The 26,242-nt window shown below is 43.7% G+C and carries 22 protein-coding genes and 2 riboswitches; of the genes, 4 read left to right on the top strand and 18 right to left on the bottom strand.

All coding sequences use genetic code 11. The features are described from left to right. Positions 1–13 precede the first annotated feature (13 nt). From LC040_03530 to LC040_03500, 7 genes are all read right to left on the bottom strand, one after another. Positions 14–640: an FMN-dependent NADH-azoreductase gene (locus LC040_03530; GenBank protein WLR51995.1), complete on the bottom strand. Its 627-nt coding sequence runs from the start codon at positions 638–640 to the stop codon at positions 14–16. Positions 641–761: 121 nt separating this feature from the next. Beyond that, complete coding sequence (locus LC040_03525) at positions 762–1,469, bottom strand: pirin family protein (GenBank protein ID WLR51994.1); 708 nt, start codon at positions 1,467–1,469, stop codon at positions 762–764. A gap of 143 nt (positions 1,470–1,612) precedes the next feature. Continuing rightward, complete coding sequence (locus LC040_03520; GenBank protein WLR51993.1) at positions 1,613–2,050, bottom strand: MarR family transcriptional regulator; 438 nt, start codon at positions 2,048–2,050, stop codon at positions 1,613–1,615. An 80-nt stretch (positions 2,051–2,130) separates the two neighbouring features. Next, positions 2,131–3,273, bottom strand: a complete 1,143-nt coding sequence (locus LC040_03515; GenBank protein ID WLR51992.1) for a Ger(x)C family spore germination protein — start codon at positions 3,271–3,273, stop codon at positions 2,131–2,133. Next, entirely contained in the window at positions 3,270–4,379 is a 1,110-nt protein-coding gene (locus tag LC040_03510) for a GerAB/ArcD/ProY family transporter (protein WLR51991.1), read from the bottom strand. The genes LC040_03515 and LC040_03510 overlap by 4 nt, the downstream gene beginning before the upstream one ends. Beyond that, complete coding sequence (locus tag LC040_03505; GenBank protein WLR51990.1) at positions 4,376–5,914, bottom strand: spore germination protein; 1,539 nt, start codon at positions 5,912–5,914, stop codon at positions 4,376–4,378. The genes LC040_03510 and LC040_03505 overlap by 4 nt, the downstream gene beginning before the upstream one ends. Positions 5,915–5,935: 21 nt before the next feature. Continuing rightward, positions 5,936–7,339 carry an FMN-binding glutamate synthase family protein gene (locus tag LC040_03500; protein WLR51989.1) on the bottom strand — a complete coding sequence of 468 codons (1,404 nt, stop codon included), beginning with the start codon at positions 7,337–7,339 and terminating at the stop codon, positions 5,936–5,938. A 199-nt stretch (positions 7,340–7,538) separates the two neighbouring features. On the opposite strand from LC040_03500, the gene LC040_03495 reads away from it, so the two are divergent. Then, a complete protein-coding gene (locus LC040_03495) occupies positions 7,539–8,117 on the top strand; it encodes a histidine phosphatase family protein (protein WLR51988.1) in 579 nt (192 codons plus the stop codon). 156 nt (positions 8,118–8,273) lie between these two features. Then, on the top strand, positions 8,274–8,906 hold the full coding sequence (locus LC040_03490; GenBank protein WLR51987.1) for a YppG family protein: 633 nt from the start codon (positions 8,274–8,276) through the stop codon (positions 8,904–8,906). Positions 8,907–8,948: 42 nt separating this feature from the next. Here the strand turns inward: LC040_03490 and LC040_03485 are convergent, their stop codons facing one another. The 3 genes from LC040_03485 to LC040_03475 all read right to left on the bottom strand — a co-directional run bounded on the left by LC040_03485 (position 8,949) and on the right by LC040_03475 (position 12,942). Next, positions 8,949–10,109, bottom strand: coding sequence for an aminotransferase A (locus LC040_03485; protein ID WLR51986.1), 1,161 nt, complete (start codon positions 10,107–10,109; stop codon positions 8,949–8,951). Positions 10,110–11,070: 961 nt separating this feature from the next. Next, positions 11,071–11,202: a hypothetical protein gene (locus LC040_03480; protein WLR51985.1), complete on the bottom strand. Its 132-nt coding sequence runs from the start codon at positions 11,200–11,202 to the stop codon at positions 11,071–11,073. Between the two features lie 420 nt (positions 11,203–11,622). Continuing rightward, positions 11,623–12,942, bottom strand: a complete 1,320-nt coding sequence (locus LC040_03475) for a TrkH family potassium uptake protein (GenBank protein ID WLR51984.1) — start codon at positions 12,940–12,942, stop codon at positions 11,623–11,625. A 101-nt stretch (positions 12,943–13,043) separates the two neighbouring features. Then, positions 13,044–13,198: riboswitch (cyclic di-AMP (ydaO/yuaA leader) on the bottom strand. 136 nt (positions 13,199–13,334) lie between these two features. On the opposite strand from LC040_03475, the gene LC040_03470 reads away from it, so the two are divergent. Further along, entirely contained in the window at positions 13,335–13,688 is a 354-nt protein-coding gene (locus LC040_03470) for a DUF4870 domain-containing protein (GenBank protein WLR51983.1), read from the top strand. 490 nt (positions 13,689–14,178) lie between these two features. On the opposite strand, the gene LC040_03465 is transcribed toward LC040_03470, so the two are convergent. From LC040_03465 to LC040_03430, 8 genes are all read right to left on the bottom strand, one after another. Continuing rightward, a complete protein-coding gene (locus LC040_03465) occupies positions 14,179–15,288 on the bottom strand; it encodes a dipeptide epimerase (protein WLR51982.1) in 1,110 nt (369 codons plus the stop codon). A gap of 2 nt (positions 15,289–15,290) precedes the next feature. Further along, on the bottom strand, positions 15,291–16,436 hold the full coding sequence (locus LC040_03460; GenBank protein ID WLR51981.1) for an amidohydrolase: 1,146 nt from the start codon (positions 16,434–16,436) through the stop codon (positions 15,291–15,293). 21 nt (positions 16,437–16,457) lie between these two features. Continuing rightward, entirely contained in the window at positions 16,458–17,876 is a 1,419-nt protein-coding gene (locus LC040_03455; GenBank protein ID WLR51980.1) for a YfcC family protein, read from the bottom strand. 138 nt (positions 17,877–18,014) lie between these two features. Further along, a complete protein-coding gene (locus tag LC040_03450) occupies positions 18,015–19,331 on the bottom strand; it encodes an HTH domain-containing protein (protein WLR51979.1) in 1,317 nt (438 codons plus the stop codon). A 108-nt stretch (positions 19,332–19,439) separates the two neighbouring features. Continuing rightward, positions 19,440–20,666: an FAD-dependent oxidoreductase gene (locus LC040_03445; GenBank protein ID WLR51978.1), complete on the bottom strand. Its 1,227-nt coding sequence runs from the start codon at positions 20,664–20,666 to the stop codon at positions 19,440–19,442. A gap of 79 nt (positions 20,667–20,745) precedes the next feature. Then, positions 20,746–21,606, bottom strand: a complete 861-nt coding sequence (locus LC040_03440) for a LysM peptidoglycan-binding domain-containing protein (GenBank protein WLR51977.1) — start codon at positions 21,604–21,606, stop codon at positions 20,746–20,748. Positions 21,607–21,723: 117 nt separating this feature from the next. After that, complete coding sequence (locus tag LC040_03435) at positions 21,724–22,491, bottom strand: DUF3050 domain-containing protein (GenBank protein ID WLR51976.1); 768 nt, start codon at positions 22,489–22,491, stop codon at positions 21,724–21,726. Positions 22,492–22,571: 80 nt separating this feature from the next. After that, the gene (locus tag LC040_03430) at positions 22,572–24,755 is read right to left on the bottom strand and encodes a PAS domain S-box protein (protein ID WLR51975.1); all 2,184 of its coding nucleotides are present in this window, start codon (positions 24,753–24,755) and stop codon (positions 22,572–22,574) included. Positions 24,756–24,980: 225 nt separating this feature from the next. Then, positions 24,981–25,092: riboswitch (SAM riboswitch) on the top strand. Positions 25,093–25,241: 149 nt separating this feature from the next. On the opposite strand from LC040_03430, the gene LC040_03425 reads away from it, so the two are divergent. Continuing rightward, positions 25,242–26,060 carry a MetQ/NlpA family ABC transporter substrate-binding protein gene (locus tag LC040_03425; protein ID WLR51974.1) on the top strand — a complete coding sequence of 273 codons (819 nt, stop codon included), beginning with the start codon at positions 25,242–25,244 and terminating at the stop codon, positions 26,058–26,060. Positions 26,061–26,242: the final 182 nt, after the last annotated feature.

Raw genomic sequence — 26,242 nt, 5'->3', positions numbered from 1 at the left:
GTTTGCTTCTATATTAAAAAGTGTGTGCTAAATCAATTGCTCTACGCTCTGCATCATTATAGATTTTCTCTGCTTCGTCTGGAGCTTGCCCCATGCCTTCAGCCACAATAGCGTTGAAGTTTTCAATGCCGACAAAGTTCATCACTGAATGAAGGTAGCTTTGTGTGTGCTCAAGTGCTTTCATTGGCCCTTCAGAGTAGATGCCGCCACGTGCTTCAAATAGCACAACTGGTTTGTCACCAACAAGGCCGACTGGTCCTTCCGCTGTGTATTTGAATGTTTTACCTGCAACAGCAATTGAATCAATGTATGCCTTCATATATGGAGGGAAGCTGAAGTTCCACATTGGTGCTGAGAAAACAACTTTATCAGCATTCATGAATTGGTCTGTTAGCGCATTAATGCGTTCGACTTTTTCTTGTTCTGCTTTTGTTAAGTCCTCTTGTGCGGCGAATTTTCCCCAGCCGTTTAATACGTCCGCATCAATAAATGGTACGCCTTCTTTGTATAGGTCGATTTCTGTGATTTCGTCATTTGGATTGTGCTTTTTATATTCGTTTAAGAATGCTTCTGTTAAGCGTAGTGAGAATGATTGGTCTGTTTTTTTCGGATTTACTTTTACAACTAATACGTTTGCCATTTCGGTTGTTCCTCCTCTAAGATAGTTCAAGTTAGTTTTCATCATATTACGTTTGGATAATCGACTGTTAACCGGATATCATGCTAACAAATGTTGTTATCCTTTCAAAGCAAAATGACTTCTATGCAGGCAGGTCAATTAACATAAAGCGTGCGTCTTCACTTGCTGAAATGTGCAAGCTTGTTGTATCTGTCATACGGGCAGAGTCACGGCGCTTAAGGTGATGATCGTCATTTAACGTCACGCTTCCTTCAATGACGAAGAAGAAAATTTTGCGTCCTTCCGCCTGCTGAAATGTCAATTCCTGCTGTGCTTCTAAGTCTGAGAGATAAATCGTTAAGTCTTGATGAATGTTTGCGACATCATTTGATTGCGCGCCCTTTTGCACAACTGGAAGCAAATTATTCTTCAGTTTTTCCACATCAAAGTTCGTTCGCTCATAAGACGGCTTCAGCCCTTTTTCTTCAGGTAGAAACCACATTTGCAGGAAGTTTCCTGCTTCGTCCTTGCTTGGGTTCACTTCTGAATGAACAACCCCAGTTCCAGCAGTCATGCGCTGCACACCACCGAAAGTCGTTGTTTCTTCTTGACCTGTGCTGTCTTCATGCTTTAAGTGGCCCTCCAGCACAATTGAAACGATCTCCATTTCCTTATGCGGATGAGCGCCAAACCCTGTCATCGGTTGAATAATGTCATCATTTAAGACACGCATCGGACCGAACTGCATATTATTCGGGTCAAAATATTCCGCAAATGAGAAGCTGAACCGACTTTTCAGCCAACCGTGGTCAGCTGTATAGCGCGATTCTGCTGGATATATGGTAATCATGACTCGCTCCTCCTTTCCTTTTAATTCAAATAGTCTTAATTCGAGATATCTCCCTAAAAAAATATGCTAGTTTCAAATATCTCAGTTTCGAGATTTACAAGTTAAGAATATCGGCTGCTTTCTGTAAAGTCAACCGATACGTTTTACTTTTTCTCTTCTGCATGATAGCCAAGCTTCTTGAAGGCTGAAATGAGCTGTACTTGCTCATCTTCTGAAAAGACGGAGAAGAGCTCTGCGATTTTCGCTTCATGCTTTGGAAAGATTTCGTCCATCAATTGTTTCCCCTGCTCGGTTATAACAGCATAGGTAATGCGGCGATCTTTCGGACAAGATAGGCGCTGCAAATAGCCTTTCCCTTCGAGCTTATCAACGACATACGTAATGCTTCCGCTCGCAAGCAAAATCTTCTCTCCGATCTTTTGCAGTGGAACGTCTCCTTTATGATAGAGAAGTTCCAGGACTGCAAATTCGGTTGGATTAAGACCGTGACTTTTTATATCTAATTTAATTGCATCTGTAATCGCATGGTTGGCACGTGACATGACGACGAACAGCTTTAAAGCAATGTCATTCCCCTTCATCTCTATCAAAACCTTCCAAAGAATAATATCTCGAATTCAAGATATATCGTAGCAAGGGAAAATTCCCTTGTCAAGTATGCTTAAGTAAGAATACCTGTATTCACGATTTCGATCTTTACGTTTGGAATGATTTTGATGTTCGGATAGTCTTTCTCCCAGTTCAATTCTTTCCAAACCTTCGGATGATAGGCAATAAGCCTTCGGCCGATGCCTAAATAATCGCTGTTCGCTTCTTGTAAAGTATTAATCACTTCCTGTGCATCTTTCGTAAGCATGGCAGACAGCTTTTTATCTAATTCCTTTCTCACTTTTATGTCTTTTAAGTTATTTTTTGCATATTCATCTACTCTTACCTTTAAGTTTAAATTAATATTTACAGTCAAATTATCAGCGTTTGTTCCTTTAACTTTTATTTTTCGTTTCATTTTCGTGACTGCGATGTTGATATAGTCCTCTACTTTGTCACCATCTGTTTCTTTTTCATCATTGACTTTTTTAACAAAACGAATTCGCTTCGCAAACCAACCGTCCATCATAAGTAACAGTGGTGCATCCTTCGGGTGGACGACTTTTCCTGTGTAATTTTGGTCATGGAAAAGAGCGATGCCATCGACGATATAACGCTCATTTTCTTCAGAATAACTTAAATACGGCATGGCAACATCACGGCCTTCATCAAGCATAACCGTATGAGCTAGCTGAATGTCCATATGATCAACCATTCCTAATAGCTCGGCTTCATTCAACAGTTCATATAAATATTCTCCAATAATTGTTTCGCCAACGTTCCCTGAACGAAGGACATCTTCCGCTTCTCCTTCTACGACAAATACCTTCGTTCCTAAAGGAGAGCGCGGATCACGATAGAACCCGTCAAATAACTCCTGCAAATCACTTTTTGCAGCCATTTCTTCCCCTAAGATAAACGAATTATTCTTTACATGCGTTATTTCACCCGACACTTGCCTGTCAACTTCTCTTCTCGCTTCCCGAACTGTACTTGCTTCTGCCGTTACAAATTCGGAAACAGTAGCTCCACCGCCTTGCTGTGCTTGTCCTCCCTGCTGATTAACCGTTCGGATTACAACCGTTTTCTTTATCTCTCCGTCCTCTGTCAAATCATAAGCTGAGCCAAAGACGATCCGCGCATTCTTCAACAACCTTTGATCCCAACAGCCTGTTAACAAAATAAGGCAAATAAATAGGAGTACTCCCCTTTTCATCGCTGTTTTCCTCCTTTCTGCTTAACTGAACCATCTTTTTTCTTGACTAATGACAAGATAAGCAAAAATACTGGGATAACAAATACAAACAGGTAACTGATGTATGTTAAGACACTCGTCATTTTTGAAACGGCAAGATCGCTGTCAGGAATGAACGCAACAATTAAGATGACAGCCGCCAATAACCACGTTAATTTTGAGTGGCTTTTCAAATTTAACACTTTGCTAAAACCTCTTGCTGACGCATACATGTAAATAATTGTTGTCGTGATAACCGAAAACATCCAAAAGGCAATGAAAATCAAATCAAGCCGCTCAATAATTGTGAATTTCAGAGACTTCAGCATATAGAGAAGTGGTTCTTCAACCAAGAGGAGCTTTCCTGGACTGAATACGACTAGCACAAGCAATGTTAGATACAGATAGAGACCTGTAGTAAAAGCAATTGCTCCACCAATAATTTTAAATAAACCCTTCGACTTGTCTTGAACGAACGCATAAACATAGAGAATTTCCATACTCATAAGCGCTAGAATTGCCTGATTTGCCCCTCCCATGATTTCTTTTATTCCCGTGGTTCCAATCGGAAAAAGATATTCAATCTCGATATTTCTAAATACTAAAAAAGTAAAGAACACAAGAAACACGAGATTTAAGGTTACAATTGTAAGAAAACGCGCAATAACTGGTAATTGTTCTTTTGCTAAGTATGCTGTTATCGATATCGTAATAATCTTAATAATCCAAAGCGGGGTATCTGTAAGCACCCATGTTTGTAGGGTTCTTGTAAATAGCAGGATAACAATCACGACTATATAACCAAAAAACAGCGCATAGCTTAATGAAACAACCTTTGCAAACGGCTTTCCAAGCAATTGAGGCATAAATTCATAAATTGTTTGCTCGGGATAACGTTTCACAAGCAAGTACTGGAGAAACACGACCAATTCCAAAATGGCTCCTGCAATCAACAATGAAATCCAGGCATCATTCTTTGCATTTATAAACATGTCATGCGGTAATGACATGACTCCCATCCCAATTTGAGCTTGAATAATGATAAAAAACAATTGACCTTTCGTAATCGATGATGTCCTTGCTCTCATTTTCGCTTCCACACTTTCGGCTTCTTAACACGCACTTTGTCTTTCGGTTTGATTTCTTCAGGACGCTCTTTCTTAAACCAAACAAGCGGGCGAATAAATGTATCTGATAAACCTTTCACCTTTAATGGTGCTGCAGGTGCAAAATATGGTACACCTAAAGATGTTGCTTTGCATAAATGCATAAGGATTAGCATTAATGCAAAGGAAATACCAATTAAGCCAAATGTCGCGGCAGCAATCATGAGTGGGAAGCCAAGGAGACGTACTGTCGTCCCCATAATGGTTGTCGGTACAATAAAAGATGCAATCGCTGTAATCGCAACGACAATTAACATTGTATTGGAGATAAGATTCGCTTCTACAACAGCTGTCCCGATAACCAAACCGCCAACAACACCGAGCGTCTGCGCGATCGGGCTTGGTAATCGAACAGCAGCTTCACGCAGGAGCTCAAGTGTCAACTGCATGGCCATCGCTTCAAGCAACGGCGGATATGGCACATACTCAAGTGAAGCCTTAACTGAAAAGAGTAATTCAACAGGGAGAATTTCAAAGTTAAAGGATACGAGAGCGATATAAATAGCTGGTAAGGCAATCGCTATAAGGAAACTGAATAGACGTATAATCCGATAAAATGAACCAATATACCAGCGAGTATTGTAATCATCTGGTGATTGATAGAAGGAAAAGAAGTTGACCGGCATTAAGAATGCAGTTGGACTCCCATCGATAATCATCGCAAGACGCCCTTCCGCTATGTGGGCGATTACTCGGTCTGTCCGTTCTGTGTTCAGCAACAGTGGAAATGGCGAATAACTATTATCATCTAAATATTCTTCAATATGACCTGGTGACTGGACAATATCGATCTTAACGCTACGGATTCGCTCTTCCACCCGCTTCACAAGGTCTTCATTTGCAATATTAGATAAATACATTAGCGCAATTCGAACCTTCGACTGCTCACCTACGACGAAATATTTCACCATAAAATGCCGGCTGTGCATCCTTTTGCGCAGAAGGTTAATGTTTTTTTCTAGATTTTCAATAAAGCCTTCATGTGAGCCTCGAATGACTTGCTCTGTTTTCGGCTCTTCGATCGCACGGTCAAAGCTTGTAAAGACGTCTAGCAGAAGTAGTGAATTTGTCCCTTCTTCTACTAACACACATCGCCCATACAACATCCCTTGGACAGCCACATACAAATCATCCGTTCGTTTATAGTTAGCGATATTGACGATGCTCTCGATCGGCTCATCAATCATACTTCTACAGTGGAGAGGCTCCATAATTTTCTTTTCAATCGTGCTTGATTCTGCAAGTGTTTTGATATAGCAAAGAATGAGCTTTTTCCCGTTCACCCAAATCGTCCGATCTTTAAAATCATCAGGATTTGAAAGCGCGTCTTTAAGAAACTTCACATTTTCGTCCATATCATGATAAGCCGTTTGATACTCTTGAAGCATAATCATATTATCTTGGCCTTGTTGCTGCTGAGCTGACTTGTCAATATCTTTCCAGAAGAATCGCTTCATACCGTCACCTCCCTTGCTAGCTTAATGAAACGGTCTAAAGGTATATGGAATGCCTAGCATTTTTGCTGTATGTTCATCATAGGAAACAAGATCTTTCATCGACAGGTCATCTAGTGATGTTTTTCCCATTGCACGCAGGCCGACCTTCACTTCTTTTGCCGATGCTTCTAAAAAGTTATACACAGCATCCGCACCCTTTGCCACATCAAAATCATCTTTATACTTTCCATTCGCCCAAACAACCTGTGTCGGCGGCTCAAAAGGCACAGCCTTAAGCACTTGGTCATGAGCCAGCGCGAACACAAGGGCAGAACCGATATAGACAGCATCAGCGCCGAGTGCCATCGCTTTTAGATAATCACCAGGGGATGATAACCCGCCTGAACAAATGATACTGACATCTTGGCGGACACCTCGGTTTTCTAAGTGTTTAATCGCACGAAACAACCCATGAAGTGTCGGAATACCGAAGTCATCCTGTGTAATCGTCGGTGCATCATGCGAAGCTGCCTGTCCGCCATCAAGCGCAATCACATCCACCCCTATTTCAAGCAGATGGTCGAGGTCTTCCTCAATCTTTCCGCCCATCATCATCTTTGCCCCGATTGGGACGCCGCCTGTAAGCTCACGCAGTTCATCTACTAATTCTCTGAAATCCTTTAAGCTTTGGTTTTCAAAAAAGCGTTCATAGATAATCACCATGTCATCATCAGGAGATGCTTTCATAAGGTCGAGTGCTTTTTGCGGTAAATCCTTCGGCTGAATTTGACTGCCCATCGCAGCAAGCGCACCCTGGCCAAATTTGATCTCAATCATATCGGCCTGCTGAATTTCACTGCGTTCTTTTGACCATGGTGTCTTAGAATACTGCAAAATATATTTACTAGCCGCATCACGTTCTTCTTGAAGAAATGGCCCTTCACCAGAACAGATCGCTGTCTTCGCTTTCGCCGAACCTCTAGCTAAGGCAACCTTCGCCTTCTCACTTAGCCCAACGCCAAACCCCATCCCACTTACCATAATTGGTATATCAATTTCGAGTGGTTTCTTTGCACGAGGTCCAAGCTTCACTTTCGTATCAACTTCTACTTCAGAACTAATTGGAAAAGGTGTCGTCTGAGCAGGAAGAAAGGTAATCGGCTCAAAGGTCGGCCACTTCCGCACAGAACCAAGCGGCCTGTGCAGCACCTCCCCACTTGTCGCCCGCAAACTATTCTCCAGCAGACGCTGCAGCCCAAAGCGACGCAGCCCCGGAAATAATTCCATAATATTTTCTTCATAATCATCCAAGAAAACAATTTTCATAAACGAAGCAACCATCTTTTTCACAATTGCTTTTCGTGCAAACCAAAGAATCACAATTAATAAAATGCCGATAATAAATAACACAGTCATCGTTCCTAACAAAATTGTTTGCAGTGACATATTCCTCACACCCGTTCCTTTTTGGCGAGTTTTCTCTTATCTTGCAACGCAGACTGCCACTTCATACATTTTCTGCAAAAAAAGTCAACCGCACATGCGTAGCTCTTAATTTTTTTGACCACTATATTTTTCAGCGTAGCTCCGTACCCTTTTCCAATGGTACAATTTTGTCAGAATGTTAATTGAGGAGACTTGGCAAATGACTGAAATATGCTTTATCCGGCACGGGCAGACAGACTGGAATGTCGCCCGTAAAATTCAAGGAACAGCACAAACAACACTTAACGAGACTGGCAAACAACAAGCTGCCCAATGTGCACAGCACTTACAGAAGGAAAAGTGGGATCGAATCATCACAAGCCCGCTCCAACGTGCTGTTGAAACAGCAGAAATTATCGGTTCAGCACTCGGTATCGAAACGATTATGAAAGAAAAAAATTGGGGAGAACGTGAATATGGGGAAGCAACAGGCTGGAGTTATGAACAGCTGTTTGCAGGGTTGGAACGCGGCACAATTACAGGAATTGAATCAGAAAAAGCACTTTCCGAGCGCGCGAAATCTGGATTAAACCGCATCTTGCAAGACTATCCTAATCAGCGCATTCTCGTCGTTTCACATGGCGTTACAATTTTAGCAGCATTGAATGCAGGCTTTGATACACCACTGCCTCATGAGGAAGTTCATTTAAAAAACGGCTGCTTGAACCGCATGAAGCATTCAGACAACCGCTGGAATGTGCTTTCATATAACGATCAAAACCACCTTCTCCCTACCTAATCATCCTATGCTGAACAGAGGTTGAATGGACAAACTGGAAAAATCCCGAAAATGAGAAAGCACTTTTTCGAACATGTGTCACATCCTCCCTTTCATACATACATTAATCATGGAAAGTAACTTAGGCATATGACATAGAAAGAGGAGGGAATGTCCTTGAACACGTACGGCTATTCCTACGACTATCCCGGCATGTCACATGGAAATCAAACCCCGTCCTATCGCCAATTTTCCTACCCATCATCATACAGCGAACAAGGATACATGTATCAGCCAGCCTTTCAAACATCACAAACGTTTAATCAATGGGAAAATCCGTATCAGGATTACAACAGCTGGGGAACAGGAAATGGAAGCGAATGGACGCAGCCAACTTACACACAGCCACCAATGCCGTTCAGTCCATTTCAACAGCAGCCGCCATTTATGAGCAGTTCACCACAATATGAACAGATGCCATTCATGAGCGGCTCACCACAATATGAACAAATGCCATTCATGAGCACACCGCCACAAGCGCCGCCATCTATGCCAAACCCTATGCAAGGAGGAATGGGTGGAATGGGCGGAATGGGCGGAATGATGCAACCGCCACCTGGAATGATGGGAAGCCGCCCGCCGCGCCCAGCCCCGGCATTTATGAATGCTTTTCAACAAGAGGATGGAAAGCTTGATTTCAACAAAATGATGTCAACGATGAACCAAGTGACAACAACCGTTAAGCAAATCTCACCAATTGTGAAACAAGTCAGCCCAATCCTGCAAATGTTCGCTGGCCCAGCAAAATAAGAAAAAACCACAGCCCCCGAGTAAGGAGCTGTGGTTTTCACTTTAAGAATGATGTTTCTGTACAAATGCTTTCAACCTGTCCAAGCCTTTTTCCAATGTTTCCATTGAATATGCAAATGAAATGCGTACATATCCTTCACCATATTCAGAAAATGCATCGCCTGGTACGACAGCGAGGCCTGCTTCCCTTACAAGCTTAATGGCAAAATCAAATGAAGACATCTCAAACTGCTTAATGGATGGAAAGATGTAAAACGCACCATTTGGCTTTTCTACATCAAAGCCCATAAATGACAGCCTTTTATAGACGTAATTCATTCGTTTCAAATACTCATGCTTCATCGTTACCGCATCATTCAATCCGTTTGTCAACGCTTCAAATGCCGCATATTGTGTGACGCTCGACACACATGTCACATTGTACTGATGCACCTTCAAGATATGCTGCGCAATTTCCCGCGGTGCAAACAAAAAGCCGATGCGCCAGCCTGTCATCGCATGTGACTTGCTTAACCCATTAATAACAATCGTCTTCTCACGCATACCTTCGTACGTCGAAATCGAACGATGCTTACAGTCAAACACAAGCTCACTATAAATTTCATCCGACACAACGAAAAGCTCCCTATCTGCAAGCAAATCTGCAATCGCTTGAAGCTCATCTTCATTCAACGTACAGCCTGTCGGATTAGATGGATACGGCAGCACAACAGCACGTGTCTTATCTGTTAAATGCGCCTCGATTAAGTCCGCAGTCAGCTTGAAGCCATTCTCACGCGTGTCAACATGCACAGGCACACCGCCGCATAAACGAATGATCGGCTCATAGCCTGGATACACAGGGCCAGGCAAAATCACTTCGCTTCCCTCTTCAAGAATCGTACGGAACGTAATATCGATCGCTTCACTCGCACCCGTTGTCGCAATCACTTCATCCTGCGGGTCATACCTCATGTCGTATTTCTTATGTACAAAGCTTGCGGCCGCCTCACGCAGCGCCGCCATCCCCGCATTATGCGTATAAGTCGTTCGGTTCTGGTCAATCGCTTCCTTCGCCGCATGCTTCACATGCTCCGGCGTCAAAAAATCCGGCTGACCAATTGTAAGTGAAATCACATCTTCATAATCCGCTACTAAATTAAAAAACTTCCGAATCCCAGAAATCTCAATCTTTCGTACTCTATTATTCACAAGATGTTCCAACAAACCTCACCCTTTTCCCCTCCAATTGCTTCAATCTAATTTTAACACTTTAAATGACTAACCGCATAGAGGGGAATAAAGAAAAGCGGAGAAAGGCGTTAAGGCTGTCCGATTGCTGGAAGCTTCCCACAGAGAAAGCCGCTCTTTGCTTTCGGCGTGGGAAGGTGAAGCAACTCGCGCAGCCTGCCTTTCGCAGCTGGACAATCGAAAAGCGGAGGTGGCTTGAACAGGGGCGACAAGCATAAGGCAGAATGTGGAGGGAACCGCTCTTTGTTCCCGCAACAGGCTGACTTATGACCTCGAGCCCCTAGCCACCGCAGCTGGATCAAAGAAATGCGGAGAAAGCCCGCTTAAACCGATCGGCTGGTGGAACTCCTGACATAGAAAGCTGCTCTTTGCTTTCGGAGGAAGGAGTGAAGCAGCCCGACGGTTTGGCTTTCGCAGCTAGACATCAAAGGAACGCTGGCTAAAAGCGTCACGTCCTGTGACAACGCCTGCACTAGCACGTCCTGTGCGTCGAAAGCGGAGAAAGGCGTTTAGGCTGTCCGATTGCTGGAAGCTTTCCACGGAGAAAGCCCTTCCCAAACCAAAAAAAAGAGCTATGTACGGTCTATACCGTTACATAGCCCATCATGACGATGAGGAGCAAGAAAGACAACCCGATACCAACAGCCATGATTCCTCTTAGTTCCATTTCGTTCCTCCGTACGTGGTACTTTCAGTAAACGAGTACCTCCTTCCGTCGTTATCGTGCTTGATAAGCATATATACGAGTCGGGATGCGAAAATTTTTTTACATAAAGGTAAAAGTTAAGGACCGCTCAAGTCAACGCATGAGCTAAGTATTGAAGGTGGTCAACTTAAGAAAACGCTTTCAAATATACATAACGTCACTTCTGGGGGCTTGCATGACAATGTACACAGTTTTAAGTTAAAAGGGGGTGCAACACAATTTTACACGTTATTCATGGTCCAATCCGTTAAGGAAGTTATCAAACAATTGTACGTCCTGCGTAATAAGAAATGCAGGCAACAGCAACATTGCAAGTAACACACCGGCGTTTGCGCCTAAACCAATCCGAATAAATTTCACAACGGTTCATCCTCCCTGTGAAACCTAGCTGGCATTCAAACAGGCGTTAGTTCGTATCAACCGCTGTACGATGGAAGCTCTCGGCGGAGTCATTAAAGCGCTTCCATTTTGATGTTTACAAGTTTCGTGTACCGAAGGAAGTCATGGTTCTAACTAAGGAATACACACTCAAGACTTTCACTTGATGGAGATGAAGAGGCAGCTCTTATTCGCATTCCTCCTTTGCTTATGTTGTAAATTTAGTATAAAACAAGCCATATATAATTGTAAACATTCTGAATATTCGTTTTAAAGACATTAGCCCATTCTATCTTTCTATTCCACTCTCTATCGACATATTCCTATTAATTTTATTTTTTTATAACTTTTTTTCAATATTGTGCACTTCAAAAAACGAGGACTTAAGAAGCCCTCGTTCCCTCAGCCTGTTAAGATTTCCTCACTCGGATAACGGATATTGGCCACTTCTTGCTTAGCGATTGAGAATGCAAGTGTCAGCGGACCAACTTTCCCGACGAACATAATCAAGATAATCACAATTTTACCGATTCCACTTAGCTCTGGCGTTAATCCCATCGACAAGCCGACTGTTCCGAATGCAGAGACAACTTCAAACAGCACCATCAAAAACGACGCCTCCTCTGTCACCTCAAGAATGAAAACAGCCACGACAATCAGCAAGCCTGCAATCATCGTAATCGCGACAGAGCGGATAATCACGGCGCTTGCCAATGTCCGGCGAAAGATCACCACTTCCCCACGGCTTCTCACAAACATGACAACCGTTGAGGCAATCGCCAAAAACGTTGTCAGCTTAATTCCTCCGCCAGTCGATGTCGAACCGGCTCCGATAAACATCAGCAATAAAAAGAATGAAAGCGTCGCTTCATCCAACGCTCCAATATCCACCGTATTAAATCCCGCTGTCCTTGTCGTGACAGCTTGAAAATACGAAGCAAATATTTTTTCAAAAAATGACATACTGCCCATTGTATTTGGATTCGCATACTCAACGAAAAACACGACAAGAAAGGCGATGATATTCACACTAACCGTACCAACGAGCATAATTTTCGTATGGAGGGTCAAGCCTCTGAACGTCTTCGTTTCCCACAAGTCAGCAATAACTGTAAACCCTAACCCGCCGACAATAAATAAAAACGTAATCACAATGTTAACAGTTGGGTCGCCTGCATACTGCATTAAGCTGTCGCTCCAAATTGAAAAGCCAGCATTGTTAAACGCGGATACCGTATGAAACAAGCTTGCATATAAGCCGTGTGACCAACCGAGCTCAGGCACCCAGCGGCCAGACAGACAAATAAACGCCACAGCTTCAATCAAAAATGAATAGAACAGAATCCTTTTTACAAGCTTTATCACTCCGCCTTGGGTCGATTGATTTAACGCTTGCTGTACCCATAACCGCTGACGGAAACGAACCTTCCGGCCAAGCAGCAAAAAGACAAGTACCGCAAATGTCATAATTCCAAGTCCGCCCACTTGAATAAGCACCATAATGACCGTCTGCCCAAATACTGTATACACTGTACCTGTATCAACGACAACAAGCCCTGTCACCGTCATCGCCGAAACAGTTGTAAACAACGCATCAAGCCAGCTGATTTCCTCTGTCACTGCAACTGGAAGCTTCAATAGTATTGTACCTAACAGCGTTGTAACGATAAAAACAGCTAGAAGTACTTGCGGCGGTGTCAACCGTTCATACAACCCTTTCATACCCTGCACCTTCTTATAGATAGAATCCAATTTCAGAAAATAAAAAAACCGTAAAGGGTCCTCCTCTACGGCAGCTGCCTATCCATCACGAATAGCCATACTAGTTCCCCCTTAAACGCTGACGAGGTTAGCTGTCGGATTCGGGCTTATGAGGGCTGCCCTACCACTGCAATTGTGGATTCACCCCAAGCGGCCACAGCCGCAAAAATGGTTCCCCCGCTTTCAGAGTCCGTCTGAAATTAAGCGTGCGTTTTAGTTGTGATGAGAATACTATACTGCTGGATACGAATTTTGTAAATTATTATTTTACTGAAACTTCTTTGGATACTTTTCGTACATATTAATAAGTGGAATAAGGATAAGAGGAGCAACACTCTCAAGGAGGAATATGCATGAAGGAACAATTAAGCTCTAGTGAACGAACGTGGGCGTTAATCGCACACTTAGCATCTTTTGCAGGTTATGTCTTACCACTATTCGGTAATATTATCGGTCCTGTCATCGTTTATGCATTGAAGAAGGATGACTCTGCTTTTGTCGCAGACCAAGCGCGTGAATCGATTAACTTTCAAATCAGCTTTGTTATCTATTCAGTCATTGCGGGGATTTTGCTGGTTGTACTGGTCGGGATTATCCTGCTCGCGATACTGCCGATTTTGCAACTGATCTTTGTCGTCATCGCTTCTGTCAAAGCAAGTGACGGGCAATACTACCGTTATCCAATGACCATTCGCTTTTTAAAATAGACTCTGTTAAACGTGGCTGTTGATTTCCGCTACAGGCGCCGCTTTCCGCACTTGCACAGGATGTGCTGGCGTCTGCGTTGCCACAGGACGTGGCGACTTTAGCAGAGGTTCCTTATAAATCGAGCCTCCTCGTCGCAAAGCTCCTGCGGGGTCTCACCTGTCCCGCTATCCCGCAGGAGTCGGCGCCTTCCGCTACAATCACCTAGTATAAAAATCAATATTATTCTTTAACACACTCTTAAAATAAGTCATACGAAAAGGAAGCTGAGCACCACTGAAAAAGTGATCTAGCTGCCGCAGTGGAATGACACTTCGCTTTCCGCGGGTTCCCCGTGAGCCTCCTCGGCACGCCTGCGGGGTCTCACTTAGGTCACGGTTCCCGCAGGAGTCTACGTGTCATTCCACTGCTAGTATAGTTATTTCTCCAATATCTTGTAGATAAGCGATTCATTACCTCTAAGAGGATGAATCGCTTATTTTATTGTCTTTTTCATCCAATCTCAGCCTTTTCCACTGTTAACTCTTGCAACGTATGTAAGTCAACTTCGACACCAAGGCCGGGGGCGTTGGTGAGGCGGATTGTGTTTTGTTGGTAGGGGAGTGAGCCGATATCTTTGCTGAACATAAGCGGTCCTGTCAGCTCTTGGCTTTCAATTGCCCGCTTCGCTGTTGCGAGGTGAAGGCCTGCGGATGAGGCGACGGAGGATTCGACCATTGAACCGATTTGACAGCTCATCCCAGCCATTTCAGCTTGTGCAACAAGCTTTAGCGCAGGATAAAGGCCGCCGCATTTCATCAGCTTAATGTTCACTTTATCTGCCGCGTTTTTCGCAATTGTTTCGCGGAGTTCTTTCATGCCGTGTAGGCCTTCATCGATCATTACAGGCAGGTGTGTTTTTCGCTTCACCTCTGCAAGTGCATCAATGTTATCCGCCATTACGGGCTGCTCAATCCAACGAATTGGACAGTCTTCCACTTGCTTTAGCACATATAAGCTGTCCGCACTTGTCTTCCAGCCTTGATTGGCGTCAACCTTCACCTGTGCCTTTCCTTCTGCCGCCTTACATACAGCACGGATTCGCTGAATATCAAGCTCAATATCTGTGCCGACCTTTACTTTAATCGTCTGAAAGCCTGCGTCAATCGCGCGTGACGTTTTTGCGGCCATTGTTTCTGGATCTTCAATGCTGAGAACGCGGGCAACCTCCAGCTCTTCACTGTAACGGCCACCTAATAAGTTAAAGACAGGCTGCCCGGTTGCTTTGCCGATGACATCATAGCAAGCAATGTCAATCGCTGCTTTTGCTGTTGGTGCCCCGTAGACAAGTGCATCCATTTTCTCATGCAGCCCCTCAAGGTTGAACGGATCTTCTCCAATAAGCGAAGGTGCAATCGTATTTTTCAGCATCGCAAACGCACTTTCAAACGTCTCCCCTGTCACATGCTCATCAGGCACGCCTTCACCGTAGCCGATAATCCCTGTATCTGTTTTGATTTCCACGATAATCGACGGCATGTCGTGATACGTTTCGTATGAAATAATAAAAGGTTCAATGAATGGTAGTTTAATTGCATAGAGATTAATAGAAGTAATTTTCATGACTATAGCTCCTTTGCGATTCGAATTGCAGCTTTTGTGACGAGGTTCACACCGTCGATCAGGCTCTTTTCTTCAATATCAAACTTCGGATGATGATGACCGAATTCATTGACGTGCGCCCCAATAAAGAAATAAACGGACGGAATCTTTTCCGTATAATAGGAAAAATCCTCTGAACCGAGCACAGGGTCCATCATCACTGTCTGCTCTTCCCCATATATCTCTGCGGCCTCACGCTTCACAATGTCCACAAGCCGCTTATCATTTTGCACTGGCGGGTCCCCTTGCTTGTAATCCAAATCAAAGCTTGCACCAAATGACGTACAAACTCCTTTTAAAATTGTTTGAATTCGTCCTTTAATCCGCTCCGCCACTTCAGGCTTGAAATAACGCACCGTCCCGGTTAAGTATGCTTTGTCAGGAATAATGTTATAGCTGCTCCCTGTTGTTAACTCACCAATGCTGACCACAGCTTGATCAATTGGATTCAACGAGCGGCTGACAATCGTATGCAGCTGCGTAATCACTTGTGAAGCAACTAAGATCGGGTCAACCGTTTCATGCGGCATCGAGCCGTGCCCGCCGACACCTTGTAAGGTTATCTTAAAGCTGTCCGCTCCTGCCATCGGCGTCTCTTCGTGAAAGCCAAACTTCCCGGCTTCAAGCGGCTGCCATAGGTGATACCCAATCATCGCATCAAGCGAATAAAGAAAGGCCTTGTCAATCAATTCACTCGCTCCACCAGGCACTGTTTCCTCTGCATGCTGAAACAGAAACACATACGTATTATCAAGCTCGTCCTTTCGTTCGACAAGCTGACGAGCCACACCGAGTAAAATCGACATATGACCGTCATGACCGCACGCATGCATCACACCTTCATTTTCAGAAGCAAACGGGAGCCCTGTCTCCTCATGAATCGGAAGTGCATCCATATCAGAACGGATCCCGATTGTTTTGCCACTTTCTTTTCCATTCAGTATTCCAATCACGTCTTTTCCTGTTAGAGAAAGCGTTTCTAGACCAAGCTCTTTCAACTGTTCTTCGATATATTGACGCGTCTGAACCTCTTCATGCGAAAGCTCAGGGTGAGCGTGAAGATGCCGCCGCTGTGTTACAATCCATTCTGCCGTTTGTTGATCTACCATTCCCTCAACTCCTCTATTACACTATTGAAAACCAATTAGATGAGCGATCGTCACCAACACCGCTCCAAGTGTATATTGAATTACAATTAACGGTAGTATCCATTTTGCCCATTTAATCCAAGGAATTCCCGCTAAAGCTAAGCCAGCCATAAAATAGCCTGATGTTGGACTGAAAATATTTGAAATGCCGTCTCCAAACTGAAATGCCAGCACTGCCACTTGACGGCTTACGCCAACTAAGTCTGATAACGGCGCCATAATCGGCATCGTCAACGCTGCCTGACCACTTCCGCTTGGTACGATAAAGTTCAGCATACACTGCACGAGAAACATCCCAACTGCTGAAAAGCCGCTCGGCATCGCTCCAACCATATTAGACAGCCCGTACAGAATCGTATCCATTGCTTTTGCATCCTGCAGCACAACGAGAATACCGTGCGCAACACCGACAACGAGAGCACCCATTACAAGTACCTTGCAGCCGCGAATAAATGACTCTGCAATTTCATTTAACGACATCTTTGCTGTAAAGCCAATTAGTATACCCATCAATAAGAATAACCCTGAAATTTCCGTAATAAACCAGCCCGCTTGGATAACACCAATTGCCAAGCCGATAAGTGTTAACACTAAGATTCCGAAAATCACCTTATGCCTTGCTGAAAGGCCGTCAAGCTTAGACATCTCCATCGGCTCACGTGCTTTATCCTCTTCATAGACAACGCTGTGCTCTGGATTTCGCTTTACTTTGACCGCATAGCGCATCACATACCAGATTGCTAACGCTAAGTATACGAAATAAAAAACAAGCCGAAGGCCCATCCCCGAAAACATCGGAATTTCAGCAATGCCTTGTGCAACACCTAGTGTGAACGGATTCATAAATGCCGCCGTAAACCCTGCCGCTGTGCCAAGAAGCACAATGGCCGTTCCGATAATTGAATCATACCCGAGCATCAAGGCAAGCGGCAGTACAATCGTAATATAAGGCAAGGTTTCCTCAGCTAAACCAAGCATCGCACCTCCAAGCGAGAAGAACACCATAAGCACAGGAATGAGCATTAATTCCTTCCCACTCATTTTACGTGAAATCGATCCAACTGCTCCTTCAATCGCCCCGCTGTCGCGAAGAATTCCAAACGAACCACCGACAATAAAGATATAGAAAATGATACTTGCAGATTCAACCATCCCTTTATGAATTGCCTGAAAGACAGAAAAGAAACCTGCCGGTGAGCTTTCAGACGATTGATAGGTTCCATCGACAACTACCGTGCGCCCTGCATCATTTACGACACGCTCATACTCGCCTGCTGGAATGAAATATGTCGCAAAGGCGGCAATGATTATCACCCCAAATAACAGCACGAACACATGAGGAAATTGGAAGCGTTTCTTCTTCTCTGGCGGCGTGACGGACATTTCAGCATTTGCATTCATCGTACCTCTCCCTTCGATTAACGTCAACTGTCGTTAATATGTCGTTATTTGATATGAATATACTGAAAATTCACAAACTTGTCAACAGAAATCAGCGAATTCAGCAAAAAAACAAGCCACATAAGATCGTGACTTGTTTTACAGTTGAAGCTGATAAACCGCTCGTGGTCGTCCTTTTTGATAGGGGGTTTCCTCGCCGATAATTTTGACGTAGTGCTTTTCGAGAAGCTTCTTTAACAAACGCTCTGCACTGCGGCGGCTTACCTCTAAATATTCAGCTAAATCTTGAGATGTAAACCCTTTTTGCGTCCGTGTTGCTTGAAAGGCGATAATTTTATGTAAGTTCGAAATGCTAATGTTTGCTTCCTTAGCTGCCTTAAGCAGTGCTTCATTTTGTGTTTGGACAAAATACTGTTTCGGCTGGGAGTTAAGCGGGCCGATTACCTTCTTTTCACTAGTTACCACATAAGCGCTATTAGACCCGGCATCTCCTCTTGCCAAATCAAGAGCTGTTTTTGCATTTTTCTCTGCGTCTCTTATTGTCATGCCAAATCCGAAGCCAACGCTTACAATTGCGTCTAGCTCCTGTTTCGCTTCATGCAAAAACGGCAGCGTCGTTAATTGTTCGGTTAAATGCTCTACACTGCCCCTCGTACTGTAAATGACGTATTGCTGCCCTCCGACATGCTGTAACGTGGAAGCAAATCGTTTTGCAAAATGATGAAGAATTTGCTGAAGGTGAAGATGTGCTTCCTGTCCGAAAATGTCATGCTCTCGGCTGTCTGCCATATTTGTGACTGATACAAGTGCAACAGCTGTTTGTGACAATTTGCTTCGTTCAAGCTCCCCCAATGCTTTCGCATGCTCAAGTCCGCTAATCAATGATTTCTCCGGATCAATAATGGAGGTACACGGGATGCCTGCTTCTTTCAACCGTTCTGCCACCGCATGAATGCTCGTTAAGACAAACGTAATCCTCCCTTCTTTAAATAACCGATAATGGTGCTCAAAAATTCGCTCAATCCCAAAGTCTTCCGGTGATTGCTCTAAGATATGAATGTAATCAATAATGCTGCATGGCATTTCTTGAAGCTTTAATTCCGCCAATACTTCATCAATCGTTTTCTTATCCACAATATCGATCGAAAGCTTCGACAGCTCGACTTGATGATGATATAAAATATAAAAAATCGATACAATTACATTTAAATCTTGTAGCGGAAGTGCCGTATGCGGAATCGTCAGCTTCTTTGTTTCTTCCTCTGCGATATATAATGGCAATAACCCCGCAAAAAAGAGCACATCACAGTTTGTGACCTGCTGAACTAACCCCTTCGCTTCACTCGGTTTTTCGTAAAGATACGGGACGAGCTCTAACCCGCCGACCTGTGTGCTAATTTGCTGCAACCGTTCAAAAAACTGCTGTGAACTAATAACCCCTACTCGAATGTTCATTTTCTCCCCCCTTAACCAATCATTCTGTTTGCCATTCAGCATACAAGAAACCGCTTTATTTGAAAAGAAAGAGGCCAACTCAAACGAACTGAGCCTGGCCTCCTACCTTCATTGTGCTGACCGATATTTTCCTCTATTGAATTGAAAAAGGTGTGCATCAGGATTGGAGCCTTTCATAATTAAGTCACGAATCACTTGCGAACCGATTGTACTGTAGACCGTCCCATTACCACCGTAACCAAGCAGAAAGAAGCAATTCGGAAATTCCGGCTGGGTTCCAAAGAACGGGTACCCATCATGTGTACTGCCAAATGCCGCACTCCAGAAATATTCCGCTTCTAAGTCAGGCATCTCAGGAAACAGGTTGCGTACTTCTTGAAGCAAAGCATTGCGCTTTCCAAACAGCTTTGCATCACGCTCATCCGCCCGCACTGCAGGCTCATCCATCCCGCCAAGCAGAATGCGCTGATCAGCGGTTGTGCGTAAATACAAATACGGCCGCTTCGTTTCCCAAATCAAACACTGCCTATGCCAGCCTGGAAATGAATCAAGCGGCTGTGTTGTTACCGCATAGGTGCTCTCAATAATCGCCGAAGGATTGCGTTTCATCTCCTGTGTTTCATACCCACAGGCAATGACCGCATGCTTGGCACGAATGACATTTCCTTGCTTCGTATGCACCGTTACACCGTTGTCACTCGCTTTCACCTTCGACATCGTCGTTTCTTGATAAATTCGCACACCTGCCTTCGCCGCATGATTCATAATGCTCACAGCGAGGCGGTATGGATTAATATCAGCATCATTTTTCGCATAAATAGCGCCTGTCTTTGAGAAGGAAAAATGCTCCTCAATGTCACCCTGCTCAAAGAACGTGACAGGAAAACCGTGCTTGTTCAGCAAATTATATTCCTCTTGAAGAGCCTTCAAGTCTTCCTCACTGCTTGCATAATATAAGCTGTCACGGCGACGGTATTCGGTATTTATTTCAAGCTGGTTTGAAATGTTCTCCAAGTCATCAACAGCCTGCTGACAAAGCTTGTAATAACGAACCCCGTCTGCTTCACCAAATGTTTTCACACAGCCTGCCAGTCCTTTATCGTTCGAAAACTGCAATAAGCCTGTGTTCGCTGACGTGCTCCCTTGGCCAATCTTTCGCTTATCAATCACAACAACATCCAAACCGCTTTCTAATAAGTGCCATGCTGCAAGGGCACCTGATTCGCCGCTTCCAACTACGACAACATCACATGTCAGATCATGGTCAAGAACAGGATACTGCGGGGCATTCGGAAACTGCTTCACCCAAAGCAGTGTGCCAGATTTCAGATTCATAATGGCTCTTCCTTTCCGTCATAGAAATGCTTCTATATAGTATCCTGCATTTCCCCTGTCCCTATGCAGCTTGAAAATTTTACTCTTCTGCTGGACGCGGCGGAATCTTAACTTTCTGCCCTAAATCAAGGCTGTCCGCTTCTTGTAAGTTATTGTACTCTGCTAAGTACTTTTGATATGCCGGTGTATCGTAATACTGTAGTGAAATACGATAGAGGTTATCACCTGATTTGACTGTATGTATTTGCACGTCACCGCTTGATGGAACGGCTTCCTGCGGCTTACCCTCTTCACTGTCTGCTGGAGCTTCTTCCTTCTTATCTTCTGTCGCTTCTGCTGGTTGTTCAGCTGCTGAATCCTGCTTCGGCTTTTCTTCCTGCTTTGCTTCTGTCTTCTTCACTGCCGCTGTTTGACGCGCCACTTCCTTCGGTGGATAAGGCACCTTAAGGACCATGCCAAGCTCTAAATCATCAGGACTATCTAAGTTATTATAGTCTGCTAAGAAGTCTTGGTACTTCGGTGATTCATAATATTGCATGGATAGATCATACAATGTATCGCCTGTTGCAACCGTATGCTCCTTCATATCACTTGCTGAAGCTGCTCCCGTGCTCGTTGTCTCTGCACTCGCTTCTTCCGCGTCAGCCTCAAGCTCACCTACATTGCCTTCTGCTTCCTCTGTCATTTGCTTCCGTTCTTCATCCACAGCCGTTTCCTGTGCAGGTGCATTCGCTTCATTACCCTGGTTGTCTAATAAAAACGCAATCCCGCCGCCAACAAGCAAAGCCAGCAACAAAGAGCCTGCAATTGTAAAGAGAAAGCCACCACCGCGCCGCTTCTTATTCTTCTTCGCGGCAACACGGCTGTTTTTCGCGTATAAATCGCCCTTGTCTTCGAGCCCTTTCAATGTTGGGTATTTATCCTCTTGTTTTTTCGACATCTTCATCCCCTCTTTCTGACTATTTAATACTAATGTACCACTTTTACACCATATTTTCTGCCATTCGCAGATTAAAAATACGAAAAACCCTTCCTCAATTGAAGAAGGGTGAATGTTTTACAGACGCTTGGCTTCAATCTCAGCCACAACGCCATCCCATAATGAAATACGGGCCTCTAATGAACGCTTTGCCGCAGCTTTGGCTTCTGCTTCTTTCTCTGGCGTATCACAAAGAGAAACGAGAAGCTTCTCTGCTAATGGCCCGTGTTCATCTCCGTCAAGCTCGATATGGCGGCGCAAGTAGTAATTCAGCCAATCCGCTGACATGTCCTTTGCAATCGTCTCAGTTATCAGCTTTTCAAACATATCAGGAATCAAATCTTCCCGACCGTAGAAAAATGATGCAGCAACCTCATGGTTCTTTCCATTCATCGCTAGACTGAGATTCTCCTTCACGAACACTTTCGTTGTTGGCGCAAGGTCAATCTGCTCTAATACTTCAAGCGGATTCGCTCCCTCACTTAACAAAGCCATGTACGTTTCGATTGCCGATGTGTCAGCGCTGACTTCTTTCATTGCATTCAAATAAAGCTCATAATGACTGATGTAACCGCCTTGACCGTCTTCATCGGTTTCCTCGCCGAGGACAATTTCATTAATGAACCGTCCGTAATTTGCATTTTGCGCAGGAACCCATGGTACAGCGACTACAGTCAGCTCCTGCTGCAAACGCTTTAATAGACTCATAAAGTCCCACACCGCAAAGACGTGATGCTTCATTAAGACTTTCACACGCTCAGCGCTTGTCATCTGCTCATACACTGGGTGTGCAAGCAGCTCTTCCCTTACAGCTTCTACTTCACGAAATGTTTCCTTCACATTCACTGCCATCCCTCATTCGTTCATTCAATTTTATGTCCACTATTTTTCATTATAAGACAGAGACGGCTTGAAGAAAACCTCCTTCAGCTATTTACCGGCAGAGCAACAGTTGCTTTCGTCCCGACACCAAGCTCACTTTCAAATTGAAGTCGTCCAGAATGATGCTGAATCATTTTCATCGTAATCATTAACCCAAGTCCTGTTCCTTTTTCTTTTGTTGAATAGAATGGTTCTCCAAGCTTTTCAAGGCGCTCCTTCGGCATACCAGGACCTTGATCAATAACCTCCAGTAATAAAATGGAGCCAGATATCCGCCCTTTGACAGTAATCTTTCCACTTGATTCCATCGCTTCAATCCCATTTTTAATTAAATTAATAAAGCATTGCTTTAATTGGTTTGGTTCACATTCAATTTCAGGCAGGCTTCGTGGCCATTCTTCAATAATTTCAATGCCTTTCAAGTTGGCTTCTGCTCTTAATAATGAAACAACTTCTGATAAGATGCGGTCGATTGGATAAGGTTGGAACTTGATATCACGCTGTGGTTTGGCAAGCAGCAGGAATTCATTGACAATTAATTCAATACGGGCGAGTTCTGAAAGCATGATCTCAATATACCCTTTTTGCACCTGGGGATTAGTAGAAAGGATTTGTATAAAGCCTTTAATTGCTGTAAGTGGATTGCGAATTTCATGTGCAACACCTGCAGCTAATTGACCAACAGTTGTTAACTTCTCTGACTTAACGATTAAGCTGTCGTGCTCTTTTCGCTCGGTTATATCCTCTGTAATCCCGACAATTAATTCAACCTTTCCATTACGAAAAACTGGGAAACCCTTCGAACGAAGCCATTTCTCTTCTTCGGCAGATTCCTTTAGCCGATACTCCATTTCAATTTCTTCATACTTCATTCTTTCTATATTATTGATGATAATCTCATGATCGTCTGGGTGGATGAGATCTTCCCATGCAATCTCATTGTTAAGAAGCACACTCGCTGGGCGTTCAAACACTTTCTCGAATGCTGGGCTTATGTAATTCCATTTTTTCAAGTCTGGGGTAGTAACCCAAAATACCTCACTAATATTATTCGTAATTTGCTGGAAACGACGTTCACTTTCTTCAAGTGCTTGAATGCTCTTTATTTGGCTCGTATTATCCTGTACATAGATTAATAAGCCATCATTTGTAGGGTACAGGCTAATGATGACATACTTATCCACATTGGTAAAATAATCTTGAAACCGCATTGTTTTCTTCTCTTGAAGAGCCTGTTGATACCTATTTTCATACTTAATCAAATGACTTTGAGGGAAATAATCACAAAGTTTTTCACCGACCATATCACCTTCATGGTTCTCAACGAAATCCCCCAAGCGCTTATTCACATATGAAATACAAAAATGTTTATCAACCACACAGAATCCATCCGTAATACTTTCAAGAATATCTGTCATGCGCATATTCGCTTCTTCTAACTTAATCCGCTTAAGCTGAAGACGCTTTTCTAGCTCGACTTCGCGGGTAATATCCCTTGACGTGCCGCAAATCGCAATGATTTTGCCGTTTTTATCTTTAATGGGCGAAACCGTTAATGTCACTGAGATGAGACGACCATCTTTCCTGACGCGCTGAGTTTTAAACCCTTGAACGACTTCATTTGTGTGAATTTTATGAAAAATATAGTTAAATTCTGCCCTCCGAGAGCGAGGAATAATTGGCAAATATTGGCCGATTACCTCTTCTTTCTTCCACCCATACACCCTTTCGAATTCTGGGTTTACGGAAAGCACCTCCCCGTCCAGTGAAACGACATCAATTGCTAACTGTGCATCATTAATAATCGACTCATAGTACTCTTTCATTTGCAGGAGGTTCTTGTCCATCTCTTTCTTCTCTGTTACATCCGTCCCAAGCATATATGCTTTCTCTTCAGATTCCAGGTAAGAGATGTCCCACGAAATCCACCGAATCCCTCCATCTTTATCCATTAGCCGATGTTCAAACTGTACTTCCCCAGTAGACATTGCTTGCTTAATTGCTTCTCTTGTTCTCTCATGATCATCAGGACAAACAAATTCACGCCAGCTCCTCGCTGGTATTTCACTTAAATCATAACCAGTAACTCTTTCCCAACACGCATTTAATGGATAAATCATTCCACTTGCTTCTATAAACCCAATTAAATTATTTGAATGCTTAAAGAAACGCTGAAAGTCCTCAAAGCTTAGCTGCAATTGATTAGTAGCCGCTACATCCGACATCATCCTAACCCCTCCCATACCACTGTGTAGTATGCTCTATTCGATATTAATAGGAAAAAATCCTATTAAATTTTATTATTTTACAATTTTTCTAAATTTTATTTTTATAATCGACACAAAAATAACATGTAATTGTCATAACATTTCACTTTTTCACCTTTCGTTCACAGAGTGTTGACGTAACAGATATTTCTCTCTATACTTCAATTTAACAATTTTCATACTATTCTCTTATCCAGAGTGGCGGAGGGACTGGCCCTGTGAAGCCCGGCAACCATCTTACAACCTTGTAAGAAAGGTGCTAAATCCTGCAGAACAACTAAGTTCTGAAAGATAAGAGAGGTCGAACGGTTTTTCCGCTACTTCCGCCTCTCTATCTACTAGAGAGGCGTTTTAATTTTTTTACAAGGAGGCTCGGAAAACCGTTCATTTTGTAGCTATAATTCTTATTATTCCAATCAAATTAATTAAATTTTAGGAGGATGAAAAATGAAGAAAGTATTGTTAGGACTTATCGCATTATTTGTCATTGCATTTGCAAGTGGATGTGGCACTGAAGAAGCAGAGGGAGAAACAGAAGCACTGAATGAAGATCATCTGAAAGTCGGCGTAACAGCTGGACCACATGAACAGGTGATGGAGAAGGTAAAAGAAGTCGCAGCGAAGCAAGGGCTTGAAATTGAACTGCAAGTCTTTAATGAATATGTGATGCCGAACCTCGCCTTAGATGAAGGTGAACTAGACGCAAACAGCTTCCAGCACCAGCCTTACTTGGACCAATTCAACAAAGACCGCGGCTTAGACATCGTCTCTGTTGCCAAAACGGTAAACTTCCCAATGGGCATCTACTCTGAAAAAGTAAAAGATGTGAGTGAAATCAAAGAAGGCGACAAAATTGGGCTGCCGAACGACCCAACAAACGGTGCACGTGCACTCATTCTCTTTGAACAAGCTGGCTTGATTAAGCTGAAGGAAGATGCCGGTGTTGCCGCAACTGTGAAAGACATTGCCGAAAACCCAAAAAACCTTGAATTTATCGAGCTTGAAGCCGCCCAAATCCCACGTCAGCTCGGCGAACTAAAAGCAGCAGCCATTAACACAAACTTTGCAATCGAACACGGCTTTGTCCCAACAGAAGATTCAATCTTCATCGAACCAAAAGACTCACCATGGGTAAACGTCATCGCCGTACGAAGCGAAAACAAAAACGACCCAGCAATCGACAAACTAATCCAAGCCTACCAAAGCGACGAAGTCAAACAACACATCAAAACCCAATTCAAAGGCTCAGTAATCGCCGGGTGGTAAGAAAAGCGCAGGCGGCTCGCCCTGGGGCGACAAGCATAAGGCAGAATGTGGAGGGGACTGCTTTTCGTCCCCGCAACAGGCTGACTTATGACCTCGAGCCCCAAGCCGCCGGAGCTAGATCGAAGGAACGCTGGCTAAGTACGTCACGTCCTGTGACAACGCCTGCACTAGCACGTCCTGTG

This window comes from Bacillus tianshenii, from assembly GCA_020524525.2.
Taxonomy (GTDB): domain Bacteria; phylum Bacillota; class Bacilli; order Bacillales; family Bacillaceae_N; genus Bacillus_AV.
This window is presented reverse-complemented; position numbering and strand designations above follow the sequence as displayed.

Coding starts and splice junctions, on each gene's coding strand:
- LC040_03530 (WLR51995.1), bottom strand. CDS start 640: ATGGCAAACGTATTAGTTGTAAAAGTAAATCCGAAAAAAACAGACCAA.
- LC040_03525 (WLR51994.1), bottom strand. CDS start 1,469: ATGATTACCATATATCCAGCAGAATCGCGCTATACAGCTGACCACGGT.
- LC040_03520 (WLR51993.1), bottom strand. CDS start 2,050: ATGAAGGGGAATGACATTGCTTTAAAGCTGTTCGTCGTCATGTCACGT.
- LC040_03515 (WLR51992.1), bottom strand. CDS start 3,273: ATGAAAAGGGGAGTACTCCTATTTATTTGCCTTATTTTGTTAACAGGC.
- LC040_03510 (WLR51991.1), bottom strand. CDS start 4,379: ATGAGAGCAAGGACATCATCGATTACGAAAGGTCAATTGTTTTTTATC.
- LC040_03505 (WLR51990.1), bottom strand. CDS start 5,914: ATGAAGCGATTCTTCTGGAAAGATATTGACAAGTCAGCTCAGCAGCAA.
- LC040_03500 (WLR51989.1), bottom strand. CDS start 7,339: ATGTCACTGCAAACAATTTTGTTAGGAACGATGACTGTGTTATTTATT.
- LC040_03495 (WLR51988.1), top strand. CDS start 7,539: ATGACTGAAATATGCTTTATCCGGCACGGGCAGACAGACTGGAATGTC.
- LC040_03475 (WLR51984.1), bottom strand. CDS start 12,942: ATGAAAGGGTTGTATGAACGGTTGACACCGCCGCAAGTACTTCTAGCT.
- LC040_03470 (WLR51983.1), top strand. CDS start 13,335: ATGAAGGAACAATTAAGCTCTAGTGAACGAACGTGGGCGTTAATCGCA.
- LC040_03465 (WLR51982.1), bottom strand. CDS start 15,288: ATGAAAATTACTTCTATTAATCTCTATGCAATTAAACTACCATTCATT.
- LC040_03460 (WLR51981.1), bottom strand. CDS start 16,436: ATGGTAGATCAACAAACGGCAGAATGGATTGTAACACAGCGGCGGCAT.
- LC040_03455 (WLR51980.1), bottom strand. CDS start 17,876: ATGAATGCAAATGCTGAAATGTCCGTCACGCCGCCAGAGAAGAAGAAA.
- LC040_03450 (WLR51979.1), bottom strand. CDS start 19,331: ATGAACATTCGAGTAGGGGTTATTAGTTCACAGCAGTTTTTTGAACGG.
- LC040_03445 (WLR51978.1), bottom strand. CDS start 20,666: ATGAATCTGAAATCTGGCACACTGCTTTGGGTGAAGCAGTTTCCGAAT.
- LC040_03440 (WLR51977.1), bottom strand. CDS start 21,606: ATGTCGAAAAAACAAGAGGATAAATACCCAACATTGAAAGGGCTCGAA.
- LC040_03430 (WLR51975.1), bottom strand. CDS start 24,755: ATGATGTCGGATGTAGCGGCTACTAATCAATTGCAGCTAAGCTTTGAG.
- LC040_03425 (WLR51974.1), top strand. CDS start 25,242: ATGAAGAAAGTATTGTTAGGACTTATCGCATTATTTGTCATTGCATTT.